The sequence below is a fragment of the Schinkia acidoalkalinis genome (assembly GCF_054301215.1).
Map to the genome: position 1 here is coordinate 1,462,488 of NZ_CP182573.1, position 25,158 is coordinate 1,487,645.

At 38.0% G+C, this 25,158-nt stretch carries 20 protein-coding genes and 1 riboswitch; of the genes, 4 read left to right on the top strand and 16 right to left on the bottom strand.

From position 1 onward, the window contains the following. Positions 1-108: 108 nt before the first annotated feature. From ACNQFZ_RS07745 to ACNQFZ_RS07770, 6 genes are all read right to left on the bottom strand, one after another. Complete coding sequence (locus ACNQFZ_RS07745; RefSeq protein WP_458414700.1) at positions 109-1,656, bottom strand: fumarate hydratase; 1,548 nt, start codon at positions 1,654-1,656, stop codon at positions 109-111. A gap of 208 nt (positions 1,657-1,864) precedes the next feature. After that, on the bottom strand, positions 1,865-2,047 hold the full coding sequence (locus ACNQFZ_RS07750; protein ID WP_458414701.1) for an SE1561 family protein: 183 nt from the start codon (positions 2,045-2,047) through the stop codon (positions 1,865-1,867). Positions 2,048-2,223: 176 nt separating this feature from the next. Then, positions 2,224-3,042: a YfkD family protein gene (locus ACNQFZ_RS07755; protein WP_458414702.1), complete on the bottom strand. Its 819-nt coding sequence runs from the start codon at positions 3,040-3,042 to the stop codon at positions 2,224-2,226. 128 nt (positions 3,043-3,170) lie between these two features. Beyond that, positions 3,171-4,232 (bottom strand): calcium/proton exchanger, encoded by a 1,062-nt coding sequence (gene cax, locus ACNQFZ_RS07760; protein WP_458415345.1) that lies wholly within the window; start codon positions 4,230-4,232, stop codon positions 3,171-3,173. A gap of 170 nt (positions 4,233-4,402) precedes the next feature. Beyond that, the gene (locus tag ACNQFZ_RS07765) at positions 4,403-5,944 is read right to left on the bottom strand and encodes an S-layer homology domain-containing protein (protein ID WP_458414703.1); all 1,542 of its coding nucleotides are present in this window, start codon (positions 5,942-5,944) and stop codon (positions 4,403-4,405) included. A 232-nt stretch (positions 5,945-6,176) separates the two neighbouring features. Continuing rightward, entirely contained in the window at positions 6,177-7,919 is a 1,743-nt protein-coding gene (locus ACNQFZ_RS07770) for an S-layer homology domain-containing protein (RefSeq protein ID WP_458414704.1), read from the bottom strand. Between the two features lie 284 nt (positions 7,920-8,203). Between ACNQFZ_RS07770 and ACNQFZ_RS07775 the strand changes: the two genes are divergently transcribed. Next, on the top strand, positions 8,204-8,365 hold the full coding sequence (locus ACNQFZ_RS07775; RefSeq protein WP_458414705.1) for a BH0509 family protein: 162 nt from the start codon (positions 8,204-8,206) through the stop codon (positions 8,363-8,365). A 277-nt stretch (positions 8,366-8,642) separates the two neighbouring features. Continuing rightward, positions 8,643-10,574: a heavy metal translocating P-type ATPase gene (locus tag ACNQFZ_RS07780; RefSeq protein ID WP_458414706.1), complete on the top strand. Its 1,932-nt coding sequence runs from the start codon at positions 8,643-8,645 to the stop codon at positions 10,572-10,574. Positions 10,575-10,823: 249 nt separating this feature from the next. Here ACNQFZ_RS07780 and ACNQFZ_RS07785 read toward each other — a convergent pair whose 3' ends face one another. Further along, complete coding sequence (locus tag ACNQFZ_RS07785) at positions 10,824-11,657, bottom strand: YihY/virulence factor BrkB family protein (RefSeq protein ID WP_458414707.1); 834 nt, start codon at positions 11,655-11,657, stop codon at positions 10,824-10,826. Positions 11,658-11,684: 27 nt separating this feature from the next. Then, on the bottom strand, positions 11,685-12,005 hold the full coding sequence (locus ACNQFZ_RS07790) for a YtxH domain-containing protein (protein ID WP_458414708.1): 321 nt from the start codon (positions 12,003-12,005) through the stop codon (positions 11,685-11,687). A 242-nt stretch (positions 12,006-12,247) separates the two neighbouring features. Here ACNQFZ_RS07790 and ACNQFZ_RS07795 point away from each other — a divergent pair, with 242 nt between their 5' ends. Continuing rightward, positions 12,248-12,469 carry a DUF1128 domain-containing protein gene (locus ACNQFZ_RS07795; RefSeq protein ID WP_458414709.1) on the top strand — a complete coding sequence of 74 codons (222 nt, stop codon included), beginning with the start codon at positions 12,248-12,250 and terminating at the stop codon, positions 12,467-12,469. 63 nt (positions 12,470-12,532) lie between these two features. On the opposite strand, the gene ACNQFZ_RS07800 is transcribed toward ACNQFZ_RS07795, so the two are convergent. Next, on the bottom strand, positions 12,533-13,660 hold the full coding sequence (locus ACNQFZ_RS07800; protein ID WP_458414710.1) for a copper amine oxidase N-terminal domain-containing protein: 1,128 nt from the start codon (positions 13,658-13,660) through the stop codon (positions 12,533-12,535). Positions 13,661-13,774: 114 nt separating this feature from the next. After that, a riboswitch (cyclic di-GMP riboswitch) is annotated at positions 13,775-13,858 on the bottom strand. Between the two features lie 145 nt (positions 13,859-14,003). Beyond that, positions 14,004-15,107 (bottom strand): PRK06851 family protein, encoded by a 1,104-nt coding sequence (locus tag ACNQFZ_RS07805; RefSeq protein WP_458414711.1) that lies wholly within the window; start codon positions 15,105-15,107, stop codon positions 14,004-14,006. Positions 15,108-15,367: 260 nt separating this feature from the next. Between ACNQFZ_RS07805 and ACNQFZ_RS07810 the strand changes: the two genes are divergently transcribed. Beyond that, positions 15,368-16,924 (top strand): ABC-F family ATP-binding cassette domain-containing protein, encoded by a 1,557-nt coding sequence (locus tag ACNQFZ_RS07810; protein ID WP_458414712.1) that lies wholly within the window; start codon positions 15,368-15,370, stop codon positions 16,922-16,924. A gap of 93 nt (positions 16,925-17,017) precedes the next feature. Here the strand turns inward: ACNQFZ_RS07810 and ACNQFZ_RS07815 are convergent, their stop codons facing one another. From ACNQFZ_RS07815 to ACNQFZ_RS07840, 6 genes are all read right to left on the bottom strand, one after another. Then, positions 17,018-18,709, bottom strand: a complete 1,692-nt coding sequence (locus ACNQFZ_RS07815) for a formate--tetrahydrofolate ligase (protein ID WP_458414713.1) — start codon at positions 18,707-18,709, stop codon at positions 17,018-17,020. Positions 18,710-18,856: 147 nt separating this feature from the next. Then, positions 18,857-20,602 (bottom strand): WG repeat-containing protein, encoded by a 1,746-nt coding sequence (locus ACNQFZ_RS07820; RefSeq protein WP_458414714.1) that lies wholly within the window; start codon positions 20,600-20,602, stop codon positions 18,857-18,859. 95 nt (positions 20,603-20,697) lie between these two features. After that, positions 20,698-21,393, bottom strand: coding sequence for a pseudouridine synthase (locus tag ACNQFZ_RS07825; RefSeq protein ID WP_458414715.1), 696 nt, complete (start codon positions 21,391-21,393; stop codon positions 20,698-20,700). A gap of 451 nt (positions 21,394-21,844) precedes the next feature. Then, a complete protein-coding gene (locus tag ACNQFZ_RS07830; RefSeq protein ID WP_458414716.1) occupies positions 21,845-23,410 on the bottom strand; it encodes a peptide chain release factor 3 in 1,566 nt (521 codons plus the stop codon). 135 nt (positions 23,411-23,545) lie between these two features. After that, positions 23,546-24,757: an MFS transporter gene (locus tag ACNQFZ_RS07835; RefSeq protein ID WP_458414717.1), complete on the bottom strand. Its 1,212-nt coding sequence runs from the start codon at positions 24,755-24,757 to the stop codon at positions 23,546-23,548. An 80-nt stretch (positions 24,758-24,837) separates the two neighbouring features. Beyond that, a complete protein-coding gene (locus ACNQFZ_RS07840; protein ID WP_458414718.1) occupies positions 24,838-25,068 on the bottom strand; it encodes an excisionase family DNA-binding protein in 231 nt (76 codons plus the stop codon). Positions 25,069-25,158: the final 90 nt, after the last annotated feature.

The following is a 25,158-nucleotide window of genomic DNA, read 5'->3' on the forward strand; positions in this document are numbered from 1 at the left end:
AAGCATATTTTTTGATTGGCGGGCACTTTCATACCAAACATCATTTTCCATGTAAAAAAAAGAAGAGCACTATGGATAGCGCTCTTCCCGTATTTCAGTTTTATTCGATTAATTAAATACTTTCTCTTTAAATTGGGCAAGCTTTTCAAGAGAAGATTTTTCAACATCTTGGTGTAAACTGTTGCCGTGTGAATCCATTGTTACTACAGCTTTAAAGCCTTTAACATTTAGGTGCCACATTGCTTCTGGAATACCAAATTGCGTGAGGTCTACACCATCAACAGATTCAATACAATCTGCATAGTATTGTGCAGCTCCACCGATAGCATTTAAGTATACACCGCCATGCTCTTGTAATGCTTTTAATGTTTTTGGACCCATACCGCCTTTACCAATTACAGCGCGAATGCCGAATTTTTTCATGATATCGCCTTGGTAAGGTTCCTCACGGATACTTGTTGTAGGTCCAGCTGCCTTAACATGCCATACGCCTTCATCATCTTTTAACATTACCGGACCGCAGTGGTAGACAATTTGTCCATTTAAATCTACCGGTGCATCATGGTCATTTAAATAATGGTGGATTGCGTCACGGCCTGTGTACATTCTGCCGTTGATTGTAACAACGTCTCCGACTTTTAATGAACGAATTTGTTCTTCAGTAATCGGTGCTTGTAATACAACTTCACGAGATTCACTTGCTGTCTCAGCTGCTGCAGCAACTTCTTGTTGAAGATCTTTGGCGAAATCAACATCATCGCCTTCTTGATAATGCCAATCAGTGATCGCACCTGTTGCAGGGTCAATCTTCACACCTTGACGGCGGAATGCCCAACAGTTATAGGCTACAGATACATAGAAGCTTGCAGGAATACGGTTCATAGCGCCAATTTTGCAACCCAATAATGTAGTTTCGCCACCAAAGCCCATTGTACCGATGCCTAGTTTATTAGCATTTTCCATTACATAGTCTTCTAGTTTGCGTAAATCTTCATTAGAGTTTACATCATCAACGTTTCTAAATAGTTGTGCTTTCGCAAGGTCATAACCAGAACTGCGATCTCCACCGATTCCAACGCCAATAAATCCTGCAGAACATCCTTGGCCTTGTGCTTGGTATACAGAGTGCATAATACACTTACGGATACCATCAAGGTCACGTCCAGCGCGGCCTAGACCTTCTAATTCACATGGTAAGCTATATTGAATATTTTTATTTTCACAACCGCCGCCTTTTAAAATAAGACGAACATCGATATAATCTTTTTCCCATTGCTCAAACTTAACAACAGGTGTTCCTTCCCCTAGGTTATCACCAGAGTTCGCCCCAGTTAAAGAGTCAACTGAGTTTGAACGAAGCTTTCCTTGTTTCGTTGCTTCTGCAACCGCTTTACGAATTACTTCTGTGATTACTAATTGGTTAACACCAATTGGAGTTTTTACTTTAAAGGTTGGAAGCCCTGTGTCTTGACAAATTGGTGAGACATTTTCCTCTGCCATTACAATATTATTAGAAATTGTGTCTAATGAAATAGCTGCTCTTGTTCCAGCACTTTCGCTTAATTTTGCCTTATAAACAGCGCGACGTGCATCTTTTGGTAACTTAGTAGATGTTTCAACAACTAATTTGTACATGCTATCAAATAATTGTTCCATTCTAGTACCCCATTCCCCTCTGACATTTTTAACAAACCATTGCTTTGCAACAATGACGATTTATACTATCAAACCCATTTTTAGATAGTATAAATAAAAAAATTCTGAATTTATGAATGAACTTCCAACCACTATTATAATCCTTGTCCATTTTTTTCGAAACCCTTAAATAGAAGGAAAAAGGATTTAAATTATGATATTTCTATTTTTACCAATCTGTTTTAAATTGATTAATCTTTGATTGAAGGTCCTCAAGCATTTGTAAAAGTCGATCAATATCCTCTACATCCGCTTCCTCAGGACTAATTGTATCGAGGACACTGAGTAATAGATTCAAGCGATTGGTTAAATATTCGATTTGTGCTTTTTTATCATGGATGGCATTACCCATAGGTTTGTTGCTCCCTTCGATTTGTGAATACTTTTCAGTGCATTCATTTCTGTTATCAATACTATCCAATTGGGGTTCATTTGACAATTGCTTCTTTGAATTCTGTTAAATATTGCATAAGCAAAAAGGACCTTATGTAGATACCCTTACTCTACTTCAGGTCCTTTTACAATCGTTCATTTTGGTGTGTCACTTGTTGTAAATTTAAAGGATAAGTGGTCTTGAACCGGAATCCATGCGCCAATCCCTTGCTGTGTTACATTCTTAATATTTAGCCTCGCTTTACTGCCTTTAAACTCAAGATATACCTCACCAAATGTCACTTTTCCTTTTTCATTCACTGCCGGAGCAAATGCATATAAGTATCCTAACTTTTTAGAAGAAACGTTATAGACTTGGTCCTTTTTCGTTCCTTGACCAATGACCGTCTCAAACGCTAAAGGTAGTTCAGTTTTCTTCATTGCTGTTAACATCATCATTTTCTGAACTTCTTCCGCATTATTAATTCTTGATGTCAAACCACCCTTGATCACTGTTTCTTCTTCTTGTTGATAATGCATTTTTTGCGGGCTCTTTCCGCCACGGTTATCGAATTTATTCATATTAGCAGGCTTATACTCCCAATTAATATTTGTTTCCGTCGATTCATAGCTTAATGGCCATTGACCAAGATAGATGGTTGCCCGGAAGCCAACTGCCGTCGGTGTTGTATGAATAGAAGATTCATTCAAAATACGTATGAGGTCCGGGTTTTGAATACGTACATCTGTAGTGTCAAGTAATGACTTCGCTAAATCACTAGGCTGAAGATATGGTAAATCCTGTGTTGGGTTTGGGTATGTGTTTTCTTTTGAAATATCAAGTACAGAGTCAGGAACTTTAATTTTGACAGATTTACTTGATTTCGGATTTTCCGCGCTTATTGGGCCTTGAATACTAAATAACGTAAGCATTAGGGTCGTTATAATTGTTACAGTACATTTTAGCGCCTTCAAAATTGTAACCTCCTTCATAATACTTAATTGTATTTTTTTCGAATATTTGCTTGTTTATCCATAGTGAAGATTGGAAATTTATTGCACAAAAAAACAAGCCTCCCAGCAGAAAGCTTGTCTTGAATATTTTATAATAAATAAAACCCAATCCCCATAATTAAATATGCCGCTAAAAGTGTTGCACCTTCAAACCAGTTCGTATCACCGTCATTTGAGATTGCGATTGTTAATAATACGGCCGTCACCATTGAAATTAATTCAGGCATCGTGAACACTAATGGCATTGAAGTTTCAAAAAATAGTGAAACAAGAACTAAAACAGGTGCGACAAACATGGCAACCTGGAGGGTTGATCCAACCGCAATTTCCACGGCAACACCCATTTTATTTTTCCAAGCCATAATAATAGCTGAAGCATGCTCTGCAGCATTGCCAACTATGGCTACAATGATAACCCCGATAAACAATTCACTCCAACCAAAAGTCTCTGCTACCGTTTCAAATGTATGTACAAGTTTTTCCGATACATAAGCAACCGCGATTGTGGAGATAAGTAAAACGGCTATTGCTTTTCCTAGCCCCCATTCTGCCTCTTCTTCTTCGTGTTCAATGTTTCCCTCAGTCTTAGGCTGATACACGCCACGGTGGGTAACTAATTTAAAGAAAAGTGCTGCTAAATATAGGATAATTAAAATAATAGAGATTCCTGTACTCAACGTTAATTTTTCAGATGGCAACATTCCAAGTGTGAAAATTTCCGGAATTACAAATGCTACAATGACTGCAAAAACTAATAGGCCGGAATTATGCCTTGCATCATAGACGTTAAACCTTTGGCGCTTATATTTCATACCTCCAACAAAAAATGATAAACCTGCTACTAACAATAAGTTTCCTAAAACCGATCCCGTAAGTGATGCAAGAACAACACCAACCAATCCTGCTTTTAAGGAAAAAATAGAAATAATTAATTCCACTGCATTTCCGAAAGTAGCATTGAGTAGACCGCCGATTCGTTCTCCAGCAAGGACAGCGAGACTTTCCGTTGCTCGTCCCATAAAACCGGCTAATGCGATAATGGTTAAACAATATATTGCGAACATTAATATCGGCGAGAAATGGAATATACTTCCAATGATAGATAAAGGCACCCCTATCACAGCCATGATAAGGAATATTTTATTAACCATAAAAATGAACCAACCCTTCTTTTTAAAATCATAATGTATGTCCTTCCTTATTATAGTTTCCATATATGTGAAAATAAACATTAAAATGGAAAATAGCTTTATTAATATTTTCATAAAAAAACCTCCTTACGCATATCTGCGCAAAGAGGTTCTAATCGAATCTTCAATCACTATTTAAGTATTCCGTTAATAACATCTTCAACAGAATCAACAGTTTTATCTAGTGTATCAACAACATCATCAACTACTCCACCTTTATCAATATCGGAATTTAGTTCTACATCAAGTAGACTGTCTCCACCTACATTAATATCAGCTTCAATAGTATCATCAATTACATCTGCTTCAACATTAATTCCTTTATCTGTATTAACATCAAGGTTAATTAGATTTCCGTTATCGCTTCCGTTGCCATTGTCTCCGCCGTTACCGTTGTCTCCACCATTGCCGTTGTCTCCACCATTGCCGTTGTCTCCGCCGTTGCCGTTGTCTCCACCATTGCCGTTGTCTCCACCGTTGCCGTTGTCTCCACCGTTGCCGCTGTTGCCACTGGAGCCACCTGAACCGCCGGATCCATAATTCGGGATATTCACATCAATTTTACCAAGATCGATATCGCCTTCATCAACTTGTACGTTTTCTTTCACAGTGACGGAATGCTTATTATCAATAATCAGACGAATTGTGTACTTTTTATTTGGTACTAGGTAAATCGTGAAGTTCCAATTTTTATCCACATCGGTGATAAAAGATACATCAGAGGTAAAGACAAGTTTTACTTTACGATAATCAACTTTGTTTCCAGTTACTTTTAAAAATCCACTGACTTTAACGCCTTCTTGAAGCTCAATATTATTATTAACAATGTTTTGTTTAACTAAAAGATCTGTTGCATATCCTACTAAATTATCTTTTTGTACAGTAACATCGTATTTTCCATCTTTAGCTTCTATTGAAAATGTTCCATCTTCTTTTGAATTTACAGTTTTAATAGGCCAGAAATCATTTGCATTAAATATTGTAACTGCTGCTTTTGTTACTGGTTTTTCATCATAGCTAATGATACCCCGTACTCCCTGCTTGATTGTCACCTTTCCTAATTGAAACGCGTTAAAAAGATTATCTAACACTTGGATAGCTTCTGCTCTTGTTATCGGATTAAAAGGCTTAAAAGTACCATCTGGATAGCCACCCATCAGCCCGTTGTCTACTACTACATTTATTCCGTATTTTGCCCATTCTGACATAGAGCCAACATCTTTGAATTTTTTATAGGTATCCATGTTTACATCAGGAAAGACACCAACTCTGCTTACAGCTGATGCAACCTCTGCACGCGTGATGGGCTTGTCCGGTCTAAAATATCGATCCTCATAGCCGCCAAGATAACCATTCTCTCCAGCTAATTTTACTTCATCATAAAACCATTGACCTTTTTTAATATCTTTAAATGTGGCTGCTGAAAATAAACTAGTTGGTTCAAACATACGATTTACTAACGATACAAACTCTGCTCTCGATATGTTGTTGTCCGGTTTAAATTGTCCATCTGGGTATCCAATAGCTTTACCGTTGTTAATCCACTTTGTAACAACTTTTTCCGACCAATGGCCTTTTAAATCATTCACAGCTTCAACTGACGCCATTGGTAGTATTTGACCTGCAACAAGAATTAAAATAGTCACTAATGTCAAAAGCTTTAGCCTTTCCATACCCTACCACACCTCCAAAGGTTTTTAACTTCAAATTAATTATACTATTTAATAGTACTTTATAACCAAATTTCACAAATTTTTAATAAATTGTAATAACCTTCCTATTTAACAGCATTTTTAACATAAATAAGAAAAAAAACTAAAAAACCTTCCTACAAGATAAAAAATATCATTGTAAGAAGGTTTCTTTTGAAGTATTTCTCAGTTTTAAGGATGCTATAAGACCTTTTTATTCTCCAACTGAAACAGAAACACTTAGACTACCTACTGAAACTGAAGCACTGACTCCAGTAGAGCTTGTAGAGGCACTAGCGCTTGTTCCACTAGTTGAACTTCCTTGACTGCCTGTTGAACTATTTGATCCGCTGTCGCTGCCACCAATTGAGACTCCGGCATCCACGCCACTATCGCCACCAATTGAGACTCCAGCATCTACTCCACCATCGCCGCCAATTGAGACTCCAGCATCTACTCCACCATCGCCACCAATTGAGACTCCGGCATCCACGCCACCATCGCCGCCAATTGAGACTCCAGCATCTACTCCACCATCGCCGCCAATTGAGACTCCGGCATCCACGCCGCCTGTGTTGCCGCCGCTTCCTGTGTCGCCGCCTGTGTTGCCGCCGTTATTTCCGCCGTTACCTGTGTCGCCACCTGTATTGCCGCCGTTATTGCCGCCGTTACCTGTGTCACCACCTGTATTGCCGCCGTTATTGCCGCCGCTTCCTGTGTCGCCACCGTTGTTGCCGCCTGTGTTACCACCACTGCCTGAGTCCCCACCGCTGTTGCCGCCAGATCCGCCGCTGCCACCGCTGCCGCCAGATCCGCCATTACCAAAGTCAGGGATTTCAACTTCGATGCCGCCTAAATCGCTATCACTATCTCCGATTTCGACATCCTTTTTAACTGTAACGGAATTCTTGTCTTTAATAATTAAATGAATGGTATACTTTTTGTTCGGTATTAAATAAATTTTAAAATTCCAATCTTTATCTACATCTGTTATAAAGGACACATCAGATGTAAATACTACTTTTACATCACGATAGTCAACCTTATGGCCTTTTATAATAAAATAGCCGGTAACTTTAACGCCTTCTTGTAATTCAATATTTTGGTTTACTACGTTTTCTTTTACTACAATATCTGTAGCGTAACCTACTAAGTTATCCTTTTGGACAGTTACATCATATTTACCGTCTTTTGCTTCAATTGCATAAATGCCTTTATCATTGGTATTCACTGTTTTCTTTGGCCAGAAATCATTGGCATTAAATAATGTAACTGGTGCTTTGGCTATTGGTTCATCCTTATATGTAACCATACCTGTTACACCTTGTTTAATCGTTACTTTTCCTAATTGAATTAAATTATATAAGTTATCAAGTACTTGTACGACTTCTGCACGTGTAATTGGATTTAGTGGTTTAAATGTTCCATCAGGATAACCACCCATTACGCCATGACCAGCAACGATATTTATTCCGTATTTTGCCCACTCAGACATAGTATTCACGTCTGTAAATTTGTTAACATTATTCATTTCTATTTCCGGATAGCGTACGACCCTACTAATAGCAGAAGCAACTTCTTCACGAGTGATCGCTTGGTTTGGTTTGAAAAGTTTGTCTGAATACCCGCTTATGTACCCATTTTCAACAGCAAGTTTTACCTCGTCGTAAAACCAATCCTTCTCCCTTACATCCTTGTAAGAAGCCCCTACATAAAGACTTGTGGGTGTAAACATCCGATTTACCATCGACACAAATTCAGCTCTTGTGATGTTGTTATTCGGCTTGAACAGGCTATCTGGATAACCTCTGACCATATTTTGGTCAGCCCACTTCGTAACAACCTTTTCCGACCAATGTCCATTTAAATCATCCATCTTTGCCGAAACTACGGGTGCCAATTGACCGAAAATAAGTGCTACTGCAAAAAACAAACTTATCATTGCCTTTTTACACATACTTACAAACACCTCCTAAAATAATACATAATTTTACATTACTGGATAATTATATACCCATTCGTTCGACATTTGTTAAAATTTTCTTATTTTGGATATATAGTCCCAATCCTAGTTCTAACGTACTACGAATGAACCATTGTTTGTTTTTTTCTAGGAATAAGCCCTTTTGCAAAATTTTCAATAAATTTTATTGACCAAAACATCTCCTCTGTTATATAATACAAGTAACAAGAAAATAACTGTATTATTACAGTAATCAAAAATTCTAGGGGGAATTTAGAATGAATCGTCAAGAGCGGAAAAATATGATTGAATTTATCACTAAGAACAGAAGTTTTGAAAATGAAAATCTTATGTACATGACAGATGATGAAATTGAGCATATTTACAACCATACCTACTACCACTACGAAGAATTCATTGAGGATAACATTATCCAATAATAAATAAATGCTGAAGCACAGTTTAGTTTGATTAAAATGCCTCTGATTAAAACAGAGGCATTTTTTATTTGACGATACTTTTTATATTTTTTAGTTGCAAAATTTTCTAAATCCCTTTTAATCCTAAACATAGCGTGCTATACTTTGTTTATAATAATTTTAAATTAAAATTTAGAATAATTATTAAGGGCTGTCACCATTTGTGACAGTTTTCGTCTTTTATCAAAGGAATGACGCTGATTATTGTTATCAATTAAAAAATTAGGGAGGGACTAATTTGGAAACACATTATAAGGTAAGGGATAATAATTCTCAATTAGTCAATAATATTGAACAATCAAGTTTAGTCTATAGGCTGTCTGAACATTGGGAATTAATAGCAGCTATTTTCAGTGGCATCTTAATCGTAACAGCTTGGATTTTTTCAAAAATTGAAATGGAATCCATAGCGATTCCCATCTTTATCCTTGCTTTCCTCATTGGGGGTTATGCAAAGGCAAAGGAAGGAATTACAGAAACCATTAAACAAAAAGATCTTAACGTTGAGATGTTGATGTTTTTTGCCGCTGTTGGCTCGGCCATAATTGGCTACTGGGCAGAAGGAGCCATTTTGATTTTTATTTTTGCGCTAAGTGGAGCCCTTGAAACATATACGATGAATAAAAGTAAAAAGGAAATATCAGGTTTAATGAGCCTTCAGCCAGAAGAAGCATTGCGCATAACAAATGGAGTGGAAGAAAAAGTCCATATTTCTTCCCTTCATATTGGTGACCATATCTTGGTAAAACCAGGAGAACGTGTCCCTTCAGATGGAATGATTATCCGCGGAGAGACAACATTAGATGAGGCCGCGATTACAGGTGAGTCCATCCCAGTTTCTAAAAGCATAAAAGAAGAGGTGTTTGCCGGAACGGTGAATTTAAACGGCTCGATCGTTGTAGAAATTACAAAAGAGAGCAGTGAAACACTGTTTCAAAAAATAATCAACCTTGTCCAAAATGCTCAAAGTGAAAAGGCACCATCCCAGCTATTTATTGAAAAATTTGAAGGAACGTATGTGAAAGTGGTGTTGGCTGTTGTTTTATTCATGATGTTCCTCCCTCATTTTCTTCTTGGGTGGACCTGGCAGGAAACCTTTTACCGGGCAATGATTTTGCTAGTTGTTGCATCACCTTGTGCATTGATGGCTTCCATCATGCCGGCAACATTATCGGCCATTTCAAACGGTGCAAAACATGGGATTCTTTTTAAGGGTGGCGTCCATCTTGAAAAGCTTACTGCCCTTAGAGCGATCGCTTTTGATAAAACAGGAACACTGACAAGAGGAAAACCGGAGGTAACCGATTGTTTTATCCGTCCTGGTTTTACAGAAGAAGAATTTTTATTTGCAACAGCATCCATTGAAAATCATTCAAACCATCCATTGGCACAAGCCATTGTTCAATTTACTAAAGAAAAGTATGCCTTTACTCTTGAAGAGCCAACGCAATTCAAGGACGTGACTGGATGGGGTGTCGAAGCAAGTATTCAAAATAAACATTGGAAAATAGGAAAACAGGATTTTGTTGGTACAGATGAGTCAGAAAGCTTTCAAAACGGCATTTCCAAAACATTGGCTAGCGAAGGAAAAACTATTGTTTATGTTAAGGATGAAGATGGCATCGTTGGCTTGTTGGCTCTAAAGGATGTTGTTCGTGATATATCAAAACAGGCAATCCAAACGTTAAATAAGAATGGGATTCATACAATCATGCTTACAGGGGATAGCCACTATACTGCTCAAGCTATCGCCAAAGAAAGCGGCGTCCATCATTATATTGCTGAATGCTTGCCGGAAACAAAGGTTGAACACTTAAGAAAGCTTCAAGATCAATATAAAGAAGTCGGAATGGTCGGCGACGGCATCAATGATGCTCCAGCCCTTGCAACAGCAAGTGTCGGTATCGCCATGGGAGAAGGTTCAGATGTTGCTTTAGAAACGGCTGATATCGTTCTCATGAAAAATGATCTTACGAAAATTGCCGAGGCAATAACTTTATCAAATCGGATGAATAAAATCATCAAACAAAATGTTATTTTTTCAATATCCGTGATTATGCTATTAATTGCTTCAAATTTCCTGCAGGTGCTTGACCTCCCATTTGGGGTTATCGGACATGAAGGAAGTACTTTGCTTGTTATTTTAAATGGATTGCGATTATTACGATAAATAAGAAAGGACGGCCTGCATTGGGCCGCCCTTTCTTATTGTCTGCTTAAGTAGCAGTTTAATGATAGCTATTCGATTTATTTGCACCGCTAGACGTTTTTTGTTTTGGATTAGAACCGCTTTTCCGTTGTTTAGTTTTACCCATCGTTGACGCCTCCTTTGAAGGTTTGAAGCATGGAATGCTCTCCACAACAATAGTATGGCAGTTCCTTGTGTAGTTATTTTCACAAAAGTTCACCAATCTTGGTATTAATTATCTTTACAATTCCTCATCATTGCGTTAATTTCTCCGCCTACTATGATCACCATAGCTGATAAATAAAACCAAATCATTAAGATGATAATCCCTGCAAGGCTTCCATATGTAGCTGTATAATTAGCAAAGTTCAATACAAAATAAGAAAAGGCAAGGGAGACAAGCTGCCAGCCAATCGTGGCAAAAAATGCCCCAATCCATACTTCCTTTAAACAAAGTCTTTTGTTAGGTGCAAATAAATATAATCCCGCAAGCACAACTACCATGACAAAAAAGCTAATGAAGATTCTGAAAAAGTCCCATATCGCAATAAAGGAATCGGAAATCCCAAAATGTGTAAAAAGGAATATACCGATCGCTTTTCCAAAAACGGGTAACAATAAAGCAATGATAATGACAAGGATCATCGCTACCGTTAAAATGATGGCCATAAATCTAGATAATAAATAAGGCCTGCTCTCTCTAACCTCATAGGCACGATTTAATACGCGAATGATTGCATTCACTCCATTAGATGCCGACCAGATCGTTGCAATCAAACCAAAAGACAGCAAGCCCCCTTTTGGTCCTTCAAGAATTTGCCGCAAATTAGTTTCAATCAAATCCATTGCTTCTCCAGGAGCAAACCGGCTTACAAGTCCTAATAAATCCTCTTGGGAAATCGGTAAATACCCAATAAGCGTAATGAGAAAAATTAAAAACGGAAATAAAGATAACAAAAAAAAGTAAGCTAGTTCTGCGGACAAGCCGATTACTTCATCTTGATTAAATCGTCTAAATAATTCTTTAATAAAGCCTTTTAATGTAGTGACATTGTTTTCCGACATGGAAACCTCCCACTAAAAGTTCATTTATTAATAATCCTCTTGTTTTTCTCCTTCCTCGCTATTAGGAATGAGCAACTTCTCACTGGACTGTTTGATATCATTTACTTTATCAACTATGAAAGCGATATCTTCGGATACTTCTTCTACCTTATTTCTAGTTGCCTCAATTTTATTAGATACATTTTCAATGAAGACAGATGGATTTTTACTAAAATTCCATATTCTTTTACTACAATCCTTCATTTGTAAGATCGTTTTTTCCCGTGTTTCACGGTCTAACAAAGATACAGCTGCGCCTACAGCAGCACCGTATAGCATCCCTCTAACCAATTTATTTCGTTCTCCCATTACTGACTCTCCTTTTATATGTATATCATTTCATCACATTTTTTATATACGTATGATTTATCTTTATTATAGCCAACAAAAACAACCAAAGAAAACGAATTGCCGAAATATTTCTGATACCAAGATTAAAAGCAAATTAACCCAAATTTGGTGCATAATTAAAAGGCTGCAAAATTGCAGTCTCTTTTTCCGTTATGTTACGATGGACTATAATTAGTGTGAAACAGAAAGGGGAAACGGGTATGGACTTAACGGTAAAATCAAAAGAGAATATTGAACATATGGTTGATGCGATAAAAGAAAAGCTGAAAATGGTTAATGTTGGCGCTTTTAAAGCTGATCATTTTAATGAAGAAATGTTCGAAGAATTAAAAGAAATATATGAAATGGTGATCAATAAAGAAACATTTAGCATCAGCGAAATGCAGGCCATCGCTGCGGAGTTAGGCAATTTGAGAAAATAAAAATGATTTTTTGCAAAAAATGCTTATGCGAGCTTTAAGCTACACATAAGCATTTTTTAATTTTTAATTTATTGCTGCTGTTGAATTTTCGGTAGGAATGACGACTTCCGTTGAAGTCTCGTCTATTTCCTCTAAAGAAGCAGTATCCTCTTGTACTGTTTCATCAGTTGTATCTTGACTTGCTGTCGTTGTTGCTTCCTCATTGGCACTTGCATCTGTTGACTCTTGAGTAGGCTCTCCAGTTCCAGTCTCATCCGTTGCGTCGTTATCTACGATAATAACACTATCTGTTTCATCTTCCCATTGGACTGCGGCATCAAATGCTTCACTAATAAATCGCAATGGTACTACAATTCTACTGTTGATTGATGTTGACGGAACATCTAACTCAATTTCTTTTCCATCAACATATGCCTTTAGATCATTCAATGTTAATTTGATTTCGATACCATCTCTCACAATTATTGCTGTTTGCTCTTCTTGATTCCAAGTTACTTCTGCACCTAACGCTTCAGAAATCGCCCGAATTGGTACTAGGGTGCGCCCAGATTTAATCACTGGTGGTACATCAAACTTAGGAGACTTTCCATTCACAAAAGCCTTGATATCTTTTTTTCCACTCTTATCCATTAATTTAGCTAGTTTTTTATAGCGATCAACATTTGTTAAATCTTGCTGAACTGCTTCTTCTTGTGTAGTAATCGCCTGCTCGAATTCACCTGCTTGATCTAAAAGATCCGCTGTAGTTTCCAATAACTCAGCTTTTTCCTCACCCTCAACTGTGGCTTCAAGCTGTTGGCGCAATTCTAAAGTACGAGCTTTTAGCTCCGATAAATTATCTTTATATTCTTCTAATAATCTAGTTTTTTCTTTCTTAATATCCTCTATAGAAGTTTTTTTACTACTACCATCGTTATTTTTCTTTTCAGCATCATTTTGTCCAGTTTTAAGGGCATCATCATTCTGAGTGATTTCGGAAATAGAATTATTTTGCGAGCTATTGCCTCTATCGCTATTACTATGGCTGCTATTGCTGCTGCCACTACTACTACTACTACTACCACCACTATTTCCATGACCACCCTTTTTAGCGACAAGGAAATCCCCCTCAAAACTGTGCGCAGCATTTGCCAATGCTGGTGAAGAAAGTAAAGATAAAGCTACAGCAACTCCGACAATTTTCTTCTTCATTTAACATTCCCCTCTCAAATAGTTATTTGGAGGATATGCTTTTTTAAAATAACAAAAAAGCTTATCCTATATAGACCGAATAAGCTATGTATGTAATCATTACACAGATATTTATTCGGTAGCTGGCTGGCATATCTTTTCGACGTAGCCCCTCTAGCTTTGCGTCGCCATTTTTCAATGACTTTGCCTTTTTCGATTCTACTATCATTATATTCTATGAATATTTTGCATACAAGGTAGTAACAGACTAGAACTACTAGGTAATTAAAACCTATTTTTTGTCATTTTTTGCAAAAAGCAATAAGTGTGGAAAGGCTCTTTTCCACACTTATTTCCCTCGCTATTATCTTTTTAACATTTCTTCTATTTTCTTAACTTCACTTCTGATTTCTTCGCATTTTTTTTCGACCACACTAAAGTCCATCGCTTCTTTGTAAATATCCTCCAGCCCATCACGGAGCTGTTTGGCCTTCGCAAGGAAAGATGTTGCTTCTGCCATTTTAGCAGAATATCTTTCTTGTATTTCACTTATTTCCGCAGCATATTTCTCATCTGTTCCTTCTTTAATCGCTCTTCTATACATGTCGATGATTTTGTCTGTTTTTCGGTCTGGAAAATGTTCATGTGGTGCTGTGCTATCAAAGATGGCAATTCCAATTTCTCTTAGAATCACCATATCTAAGCTTCTTGGGTCAAAGCCACAGTGATATATTTCCACATCATAGCCAAGGTTTTCTGCTGCTGCGGCAATTTTTTTCAACATCGTTGATTTTCCAGATCCCGGGCGTCCCTTAATAAAATAGCGATGTTCAATATCTTCTGTTAAATTTTGAATAAAATCAACCGGGCCATTTGGTGTTGCCGCCCCTAGAAAACGATGTTTAACATCGGACTTTTTATTTAACTTCACACCTCCGAAAAACTGTTGAATGACTTCTTCTGTTAAGTTATTCGCTTCCTTGAAGTCCATATTCTTTATATAAAATACTTCCCACTCATCGTGAATTTTTAAACCTTCAGCAAACAATTGATAAGCTCTTTGAAATGAGTTAGATATTTGCTCTGAGAGTTCTAGAATTTCTTTTTTATGGACTGCGAGCTTTTTAGAATCCCATGCTTCTCCTAAATTTACATATTCCTCAACAGCACCAGGTGCTTTTGGCTCAATCACATGTGGAGCTGTGCCATCAACGATTCCAACCTGCAATTCCCTATTGATGACACCATCAATGGATTGATTATCAGATGAACAGTGTAAATACTCAATACCATAACCTTTATTTACCCATTCCTCGCCAACTTTTTTCATTAAACTTGATTTTCCCGTGCCAGGTCCTCCTTTTAAAATAAAGACCCGTTCCAAATTATTTAGGTTTGAATCAAATAAGCTTTGGAAGCCTTTGGCGGTGTTGCCTCCAGCATAATAATTTTTAATTTTACCTACCACTAATGCCACACTCCCAGTAAATGGATTTTAAAACACCTTCTATACTGAATACAATATGTAGCAGGTTAGATTTAGGTGAATGCCTATTTTTAGTATTCATTTGGAAAAAAGTTTTCTTCCATCCGACGGACCTGTCATATATAATTTTAATTTGGGGGTTTGATGGTTAGGGATTAGGGAAATTAATGTTTTAGTTTATATTTTTATTAATAAATTCTTTGAATTAAATATATATTTATTAACCGGAAATGGAGGAAATTATGAGTATTTTAACAGTTAAAAATTTAAGCCATGGATTTGGGGATCGTGCCATTTTTAATGATGTTTCCTTTCGTCTTTTAAAAGGGGAGCATATTGGTTTAATAGGTGCGAATGGCGAAGGTAAATCCACCTTTATGAATATTATTACGAGAAAGTTAGAGCCTGATGCAGGGCAAATAGAATGGTCAAAGAACGTCCGTGTCGGCTATTTGGATCAACATACTGTGCTTGAAAAAGGTCTAACGATTCGCGATGTACTAAAAAGTGCATTTCAATATTTGTTTGATCTAGAAGCTGAAATGAATCAAATTTATGAAAAAATGGCTGAGGCCACTCCAGAGGAGCTTGAAAAGCTATTGGAGGACGTTGGCACCATTCAAGACCTATTAACAAATAATGATTTTTATATCATTGACGCTAAAGTCGAAGAGGTAGCCCGCGGCCTTGGCTTGCAGGATATTGGGCTTGAACGTGATGTTACTGATTTAAGCGGCGGTCAACGGACAAAAATCCTACTTGCTAAATTATTGCTGGAAAAGCCAGATATTTTACTTTTAGACGAACCGACCAACTATTTAGATGAACAGCACATCGAGTGGCTAAAGCGGTACTTGCTTGAATATGAAAATGCTTTTATCTTAATCTCGCATGATATTCCGTTTTTAAACAGTGTTATTAACTTAATTTACCATATGGAAAATCAAGAGTTAAACCGCTATGTTGGTGACTACGATAATTTCATGTCTGTTTATGAAATGAAGAAGCAACAGTTAGAATCTGCTTATAAAAGACAACAACAGGAAATTGCAAAACTAAAAGACTTCGTTGCTCGTAACAAAGCAAGTGTTGCCACAAGAAACATGGCGATGTCCCGTCAGAAAAAGCTTGATAAAATGGATGTTATTGAATTGGCGAAGGAAAAACCAAAACCAGAATTTAATTTTAAAGAAGCACGTACGTCAGGCAAGGTCATCTTTGAAACGAAGGATCTTGTTATTGGTTATGATGAACCCCTTTCAAGACCATTGAATTTAAAAATGGAACGTGGCCAAAAGATAGCCCTTGTCGGCGCAAATGGAATTGGTAAAACAACATTATTACGAAGCATTCTTGGCGAAATCAAGCCGATTTCTGGTAATGTTGAACGCGGTGATTATTTGCATATTGGTTATTTTGAACAAGAAATTAAAACGGCAAATAACAATACTTGTATTGAGGAAGTTTGGAATTCGTTCCCACACTTTAGTCAATATGAAGTCCGGGCTGCTTTGGCAAAATGTGGTTTAACTACAAAACATATCGAAAGCAAGGTTGAAGTATTAAGTGGTGGCGAAAAAGCCAAGGTACGGTTTTGTAAGCTCATTAACACAGAAACGAATTTGCTTGTATTGGACGAGCCGACAAACCATCTTGATGTTGATGCGAAAGATGAGTTAAAACGCGCTCTTAAGGCTTATAAAGGCAGCATTTTATTAATCAGCCATGAGCCTGAGTTTTATAGAGAAGTTGTAACGGAAGTATGGAATTGCGAGTCTTGGACAACGAAGGTGTTTTAAACCCCACATGTATTTAAAGTCCTTCATCATTGTGATGAAGGACTTTTTTTATGGTGGTGCTACCTTTAAAGAGCAGCGCCTTATCATCCAATCTTAAAATAGCCCGATAGCTTTTCCATCTGCATCAACATCCATGTTTAATGCGGCCGGTTTCTTTGGTAAACCTGGCATAGTCATGACGTCGCCTGTCAACGCAACGAGGAAGCCAGCTCCGATTGAAGGACGCAATTCTCTTACGGTAATCTTGAAGCCTTCTGGTCGGCCCAGCTTGGTTGGATCATCTGACAGGGAATATTGGGTTTTTGCCATGCAAACCGGTAGCTTATCCCAACCAAAGGCTTTATACTCTTCTATTTGTTTTTTCACCTTTGGAATGAAATCAACGCCAGCAGCGCCATACACCTTTTTAGCAATCGTCTCAATTTTTGCTTCAATGGAGTCATTTACATCATATAATGGCTTAAAGTTGCTTTCATGTTTATCTAAAACCTTTAGAAGTTTGACCGCTAAATCAATACCACCCTCGCCGCCTTTAGCCCAAACATCTGATAACGCAACATCGTAATTTTTCTCTTCACACCATTTTTCGATGGTTTCGATTTCCTTTTCGGAATCTGTAATGAAACGGTTAATAGCAACAACAAATGGCAAGCCGAAGCTTTTTACTGTTTCAATGTGCTTTTGCAGATTCTTCATGCCAATCTTTAAGGCGTCTACGTTTTCTTCCGTGAGATTGCCTTTGTCAACACCGCCATGCATTTTTAAAGCACGAATCGTTGCCACAATAACAACGGCCTTAGGATCAATATTACCTAGCCGTGATTTTATATTTAAAAACTTTTCTGCGCCGAGGTCAGCACCAAAGCCGGCTTCGGTTACCACAAACTCGCCAAGCTTCGCGGCAAGTTTTGTCGCAATAATACTGTTGCAGCCATGGGCAATGTTCGCAAATGGGCCGCCATGAACAATGGCTGGTGTATTTTCCAATGTTTGTACTAAATTTGGCTTAATTGCTTCCTTCAATAATAACGTCAGAGCACCTTGTACACCTAAATCCCGAACAGTTACCGGCTGTTTAGCAATATTGTAGCCAATCACAATATTGGATAACTTTCCCTTCAAATCAGCAAGGTCCTTTGCCAAGCAAAGAATAGCCATTATCTCAGAAGCAACGGTTATATTAAAGCCATCTTCCCTTGGGACACCTTGTAACGGTCCGCCGAGGCCAACAACCACTTGCCTTAAAGCACGGTCATTTAAGTCAACGACCCGCTTCCATGTAATTCTTCTTGTATCAATTTGCAGTTCATTTCCTTGATGAATGTGGTTGTCTATAAATGCTGCAAGGGCATTATTTGCCGTCGTAATCGCATGGAAGTCACCTGTAAAATGGAGATTAATATCCTCCATTGGCATCACTTGAGAGTAACCGCCACCGCTGGCTCCCCCTTTGATTCCCATCGTCGGCCCTAGAGAAGGCTCCCGCAATGCAACAATGGTCTTGTGGCCAATTTTATTCAACGCTTGTCCAAGCCCAACCGTCACCGTTGATTTCCCTTCTCCTGCTGGAGTTGGGTTAATCGATGTAACTAAAATGACCTTTCCATCCGGCTGGCCCTGCAGCCGTTTCATCACATCCAAAGAAATTTTCGCCTTATACCGTCCATATGGCTCCCATTCATCTTCTTGTAAATGAAGCTGTTCGGCAATTTCTTTTATAGGCTTCATGAATGCTTCTTGAGCAATCTCAATATCAGACTTTACTTTTTTTGACTGTACACTCATAGTAGTCTCCTGTCTTTTTTTGTCATATTTTATATTCTTATTTTATCGGAAATTGTATAGAAACTCATCCTATCTAAGGAAAAATTGCTAAATTTGAAACTTTTTGCTTTACTTTTTGGAGGATAAGGCAGGACATGACCCTGCCTTTTAGTGAAAAGCTTGCCAAAACTCTCCCTGGAAATTTATGATATCCTTGATCTCTGTGAATGGAATTGTAAACGTAGGAAAACCAGCGGCATATGGGCCAATTTCATATGGCTCAAAATATAGATAAAGATTGTTAGCATCAATGTAAAATAATTGATCTGCACTAATCCCTTTATAGGCATTGGGGAATACATAAGAATATTGTTCATCCTTTTCAATCTGCTCAGCTATAATCGTACTCAATTCTTTTACATAATCGCTATCCTTTCTAAATAAATCCGCCAATTCGTAAATACTTCCAGTTACTAAGTTGATAGAAGCATACACCCGGTACGGCATTCCATGGGCAGCACCAAAAGGATAGTCATAGCCTTCAATTTCAATAACAAGCAACTGCTCTTTGTGAAATTGGATTGCAAAATCCCCAGTGTAGCTGGAATCTAATTGAACTTCAGCTTGGATTGGTTTAACCTGGGCCAATTGTTTCAGTTCCTCATTTACTTTTTGCTGAGCGCTCACACTGGCCATGCCTTCCACCTGTGGATAATAGACAAGATAGTCTTTATTTGGCTTATATTTTTTCTCCACTACCTTATACTGTTGATTTAATGGGATCAATCGATTTTGTCTCCAAACAAGAGCACCTGAACGGTTATAATAGGATAACCGCTGATCAACATTTGCCTTTACTAATTCCCCTTCTAATGTTAAGGTTCCCTCTCCTTTAACTACTGGCAGGTCCTTTGCCATTTTTCCATTTCTCAACATAAAAAAAGTTTCCATTCCCGTTGTGGCTGAAGCAACGCCCTCTTTGAAATCTAGTATTGTGAAATACTTATAATCTGTAAAAACCGTCCCATCAATTGTTGCCAAAGCATACTTTGAGCCATAAAATGGGGATTCTTCTTTGATTGCTTTCCCTACTGCGACGCGGTTTTTTCCTACTAGATGAATATCATTATATGTGGGGGCAATCATAAACTTACCTTCCTTGTTGATAAGCCCATATTGTTGTTTATAATCCTCGCCCTTATTAACAATGGCATACCCTTCTTCAAACGGCATGGCTATCGTGTATTGCGGCTGAATGATGATGGTGCCTTTTACATCCATATAACCAAGCTTGCCATCTTCATTTTCCTTAAACGGTAAAAGTCCATCCCCGAGATTTCCCACAAATGGATAAGGATATTTATTCAAAATTTTCCCTATCCGATTAATGATGGCATATTCATTTGCTGACAATTGGACAACAGCCTTGTCGTTTTGAAAGTCATTACCATTGATAAACTGTGCCGGAATGACCTCTTTTCCTTGGCGGTCTAAATAACCATAGCGATGCTGACCACCTTCAGTCGTTTCAGCAAACAAAGCCCGCCCACTTTCATACGCTCCAATAAGGCTATAGAACTTTGAGGTTAGTACTTTACCGCTCGTATCGATTACTTTATAATTGCCCTTATCAATCACTTGTGCCCGTCCCTCTGAAAAAAGAGAGATCATTTCATACCTAGGCTCGACAACAAACTTCCCATTATGATTTATTACACCAAAGTGGTTATTCAGTCGTACAACGGCTAGACCGTTTGTTTGAAACTCCATTGCCTGATCATAGTCTTGTTTTATTTGCAGCTTTCCTCGAGAATTGATATAGCCCCATTTCACCCCGTCTGCCGTTTTCGTCGAGACTGGATATAGGCTTGCAGTAACCTGGTAGAACAACCCCTCGCTTATCCAAACACTCATAATATTCTCCCCAGTTTTTTGTAATTATTTTATGGGAAATAGCGGAATTTGTTCCTGGTTAAAGAATGGATTCATAAGTGTAGTAAGAGGCAATTTTATTGTAAAAGTGATTTAAGTTGATTAATCTCTTGTTCAGTAAGTTCCCGCCACATGCCATACTCTAAATCTGTTAATTTTATATTCATAATGCGGATGCGCTGGAGGCGAATCACTCTGTAATGCAACTCTTTGCACATTCTCCGAATTTGCCGATTCAATCCTTGCGTCAAAATAATTCGAAAGGTTGTTTCATTAATTTGATAAACCTTGCAAGCTTTTGTAACTGTATTCAGATTTGGGATTTCAACACCGTTTGCCATTTTTTCGATAAAATCATCCGTTATCGGTTTATCAACAGTTACAATGTATTCCTTTTCATGATTATGCTCTGAATGAAGTATTTTATGGGCAATCTCGCCATCATTTGTAAGCAAAAGTAACCCTTCGGAGTCCTTATCCAATCTCCCAACTGCAAAAATCCGCTCCGGAAAGTGCATATAATCGGCAATATTATTCTTAACAGTAGTGGCGTTTGTGCAAACCACCCCTACCGGTTTGTTCAGTGCAATATAAATAAGGCGCTTCTTAACGGGTAATGGCTTGCCCTCGATGAGAACCACATCGGTTGGCGTGATCATATAGTTTTGTTCCGGAATTTCGCCGTTGACGGTTATTTTACCGGCACGAATTAATCGTTCAGCTTCCCGCCTTGAGCAAAAACCCGAACTGCTGATAAATTTGTTAATCCTCATGGGAGGTTTCCCTTCTTTTTGGTAGTATGGTTGAAGAATATTTTAGCAATTCCTTTGTTAAAATTAAAAAGGGGCTCAGTGATCCGAGGCCCTTTTCTAGCATTTTATCAAATTTTTATTTAATGGTACAAATTACTTACTTCCTTACTGTAAACATTGGTATCAAGCAAATGGATTTATTGACAGTATCAGTGTGGCACTCGGACTCTCTTCGCTCATTTCACACCTGTCCTGTCCAATTCGCACCTCCATTGGGACTTTCTTCACCGATTCCTTGCCCAAAGTGTCCGAATCAATACAGTTTCCACACGCAATCAAAATCGCAATCAGTTTGTACAATAAAACAAACAACCTGATAAAACAAAGTTTATCAGGTTGTTTATTAACAAATTAATTTTTACAATATGCTACTAAAAGCATATCTTGCACCTAAACTAAAGAGAACTCGTCATTACAAGCTCTTATAGTCATTAGCCTCAAACAAGTCAACAAGCTCAACATCCTTATTTTTATCCTGGAAATAACGAAGTGTAAAGTCGTTTTCAAATAAGACGGCATATCGTTCGTAGCGGTCTTGAACGAGCAAGCTTCTTGAGTCAAACAAGCGACGGTCCTTCGGCTCTCCAGTCAGCCATCTTGGAATTCGATCGCCTAAATGCGTAAACTCGATATCGACATTGTATTCAGCCTTCATTCGGTATTCAAATACTTCAAACTGCAATTGACCGACTGCCCCCAGAATAATATCATCGTTCGAATCTTGTTTGAAAAGCTGAATCGCACCTTCTTGAACAAGCTGCTCGATCCCTTTTTTAAATTGCTTGGACTTCATTACGTTTTTCACACGAACTTTGCGGAACATTTCCGGTGGGAACTGCGGCAGTTCACGATAATGAATGTCCTCTTTACCTGCTGTGATGGTATCGCCAATTTGATACATGTTCGGGTCATATAATCCAATAATATCCCCGGCATAAGCTTCATCTACTGTTTCACGGCTGGAAGCTAAAAATTGCTGGGTTTGATTAAGATTCATCGTTTTATTTGTTCTTGTTAAGCGTACATTCATGCCCCGTGTGAATTTGCCTGAACAAATACGCAAAAACGCAATCCGGTCACGGTGGGCAGGATTCATATTAGCTTGAATTTTAAAAACATAGCCGGTAAATGTCTCTGAATCTGGGCTCACAAGGCCATCGTCCGTTTTTCTTGGCTTCGGTGCCGATGCAAAACGAATAAATGTATCAAAAAATGTCCGTACACCAAAATTGGCAAGCGCACTTCCAAAAAAGACAGGCGTTAATTCTCCCTTCGCAACACGTTCAGCGCTGAATTCATTTCCTGCCTCATCAAGCAGTTCAAGTTCATCAAATACCGATTCCAATGCAGGGCTTTGCGATTTATCCAATTGTTCTAGAGATGTCACTTCTTCTTGTTCGTCCCCTAAGAAGCGCACAAATTTGTTATTAAAGCGGTCGATAATACCTTCAAATCTTTTTCCCATGCCAACCGGCCAGTTCATTGGGTAGGATTCGATGCCTAGCACCTCTTCAATTTCTGATAGAAGTTCGAGCGGCTCTTTCCCTTCTCGGTCAAGCTTATTAATAAATGTAAAAATTGGAATTCCTCTCATCCGACACACTTTGAAGAGCTTAATCGTTTGCGGCTCAACACCTTTTGTTGAGTCGATGATCATCACAACACTGTCCACAGCTGTTAGTGTACGATATGTGTCTTCACTGAAGTCCTCGTGTCCAGGTGTGTCCAAAATATTTACGTAATAATCCTTATATGGAAAGCTCATTACACTTGAAGTAACGGAGATTCCCCTTTTTTTCTCAATTTCCATCCAGTCTGATGTTGCATATTTCCCAGTCTTTTTCCCTTTTACCGTACCAGCTTCACGGATGATATTTCCGAACAGTAGTAGTTTTTCCGTCATTGTTGTTTTTCCGGCATCCGGGTGGGAAATTATTGCAAATGTCCGTCTATTATTAACTTGTTCTTTTATACTCATCGTTCATTACCCCTCTTATTTTTCACTTTTTAACTATAACACACTCAAATTATGAAGGAAAAGAGCAAATACTGGTCGTTTCTCGTGAATGCACATAAAAGCACCGTTTTACAACAAACGGTGCTTTCCAAACAACTATTTAACAAGGGCAACTGGCTGCTCCTGGTGCTGTTTTGCTTTTACACGTTTCCGTTCTAGCATCGTCAATACCATGGCTATAATTAAAAACAAACTGGATATTTGAAAAATAGTACCTAGGTCGATAAACTCAGCCAAAAAGCCGAATATCAACCCGCTAATTCCAATCCCTAAGTCCAACGAAGAAAAAATCATCCCATTCGCAACACCGCGGCGGCTATGGGGTGTAAGCGAAAGTGCCCATGATTGCAAAGTTGGAATTAAAGTCCCAAACCCGACTCCGAAAAGGATCCCTGATACCACAATCAATGAATTGGAATGGGCAAAAGAAAGTACCCACATAGCAGCAAATGTAAATAAAATGCAGCATAATACAAGCCCAATCGGACCGTTTTTATCAAACCATTTCCCTGTTATCGGCCTAACTAAGGTTGCCATAATTGCGTTGCATAAATAGTAGAGGAAAATTTGATCAATGCCGCGTTCCTCTCCAAAAATAACGATAAAAGTAACAATCGTCCCATATCCAAAGGTTACCATTAGCATAATCAGTGCTGGTAGTAAACTTGTTTTTTCAATTAACGAGTCTACATAAGAAAAGCTCAGTTCCTTTTTATTCGCATTTTTCACAGCATCTGGGGTGTTATAGCGAACAACGGCAAACATGACAACAGCTAATACTCCTAGTATGCCTGATATGTAGATTAAATTCGTGAATGTAGTAACTTGATAAAGATAAATGCCCACACTTGGGGCAATGATCATTCCTATCGTTGTTGAAAGTCCGAAATATCCCATTCCTTCACCAAGACGGGAATTGGGAACGATATCGACAGCAGCTGTTCCGTTTACTGTAGTCGAATAGCCCCAGGCTATGCCATGAAGTAGGCGTAGAGCCAGGAATAACACGACAATTTGTGTCAGTGGATAAATCAAAGTAATCACCAATAAACAAATTGCAGAAGACAGCACCAACGGTCTCCTAGACTTATATTGAAGTATATGTCCGATAAAAGGTCTGCAAAAAACTGCCCCTACAGAGAAAAGCGTTGTTACCAACCCAATTTCCAAACCTGATGCTCCAATTGATTTAATATAGGGGGGCACCGTTGGAATTAACATTTGAAATGACATAAACAGAAAAAAGTTGCCAAGCATGAGCATGATAAAGGATCTTGACCATAATTGTTCTTTACTTTCCGAATTCATTTTTTCCCACCTTTTTTATAGCCTCCCAAACTTATTGCTTTATATTATCATAGGAGACTTTTCCATTGAAACAAAATGACTTAATCCTCATCCTTAACATCGATATCTTCAGGAATCGGCTCATTATAAATTTCATCTATTAATTTTTTATACTTCTCCAATTGTTCAAAATGAGTGTTAAATTGTTCTTTATTAATTAGATATTGTTCACCATCATAAATGGACCGTACTCTTTTTTGTAAAATTAAACTTTCTACATGTGATATGGGTATTGATAGTAATTCAGCTGTCTCTTTTACTGTCAAATACATTCTATTTCCTTCTTTCATTCTTCAATAATTATATGAATCTATGGTAGCAAATTGGACATTTATTTTTCTAAAATTATAGTATGATAGCTT

Excerpts from the sequence above, each read along its gene's own strand:
- ACNQFZ_RS07745 (WP_458414700.1), bottom strand. The coding sequence starts at position 1,656 with ATGGAACAATTATTTGATAGCATGTACAAATTAGTTGTTGAAACATCT.
- ACNQFZ_RS07750 (WP_458414701.1), bottom strand. The coding sequence starts at position 2,047 with ATGGGTAATGCCATCCATGATAAAAAAGCACAAATCGAATATTTAACC.
- cax (WP_458415345.1), bottom strand. The coding sequence starts at position 4,232 with ATGGTTAATAAAATATTCCTTATCATGGCTGTGATAGGGGTGCCTTTA.
- ACNQFZ_RS07765 (WP_458414703.1), bottom strand. The coding sequence starts at position 5,944 with ATGGAAAGGCTAAAGCTTTTGACATTAGTGACTATTTTAATTCTTGTT.
- ACNQFZ_RS07770 (WP_458414704.1), bottom strand. The coding sequence starts at position 7,919 with ATGTGTAAAAAGGCAATGATAAGTTTGTTTTTTGCAGTAGCACTTATT.
- ACNQFZ_RS07775 (WP_458414705.1), top strand. The coding sequence starts at position 8,204 with ATGAATCGTCAAGAGCGGAAAAATATGATTGAATTTATCACTAAGAAC.
- ACNQFZ_RS07785 (WP_458414707.1), bottom strand. The coding sequence starts at position 11,657 with ATGTCGGAAAACAATGTCACTACATTAAAAGGCTTTATTAAAGAATTA.
- ACNQFZ_RS07790 (WP_458414708.1), bottom strand. The coding sequence starts at position 12,005 with ATGGGAGAACGAAATAAATTGGTTAGAGGGATGCTATACGGTGCTGCT.
- ACNQFZ_RS07795 (WP_458414709.1), top strand. The coding sequence starts at position 12,248 with ATGGACTTAACGGTAAAATCAAAAGAGAATATTGAACATATGGTTGAT.
- ACNQFZ_RS07800 (WP_458414710.1), bottom strand. The coding sequence starts at position 13,660 with ATGAAGAAGAAAATTGTCGGAGTTGCTGTAGCTTTATCTTTACTTTCT.
- ACNQFZ_RS07810 (WP_458414712.1), top strand. The coding sequence starts at position 15,368 with ATGAGTATTTTAACAGTTAAAAATTTAAGCCATGGATTTGGGGATCGT.
- ACNQFZ_RS07815 (WP_458414713.1), bottom strand. The coding sequence starts at position 18,709 with ATGAGTGTACAGTCAAAAAAAGTAAAGTCTGATATTGAGATTGCTCAA.
- ACNQFZ_RS07820 (WP_458414714.1), bottom strand. The coding sequence starts at position 20,602 with ATGAGTGTTTGGATAAGCGAGGGGTTGTTCTACCAGGTTACTGCAAGC.
- ACNQFZ_RS07825 (WP_458414715.1), bottom strand. The coding sequence starts at position 21,393 with ATGAGGATTAACAAATTTATCAGCAGTTCGGGTTTTTGCTCAAGGCGG.
- ACNQFZ_RS07830 (WP_458414716.1), bottom strand. The coding sequence starts at position 23,410 with ATGAGTATAAAAGAACAAGTTAATAATAGACGGACATTTGCAATAATT.
- ACNQFZ_RS07835 (WP_458414717.1), bottom strand. The coding sequence starts at position 24,757 with ATGAATTCGGAAAGTAAAGAACAATTATGGTCAAGATCCTTTATCATG.
- ACNQFZ_RS07840 (WP_458414718.1), bottom strand. The coding sequence starts at position 25,068 with ATGTATTTGACAGTAAAAGAGACAGCTGAATTACTATCAATACCCATA.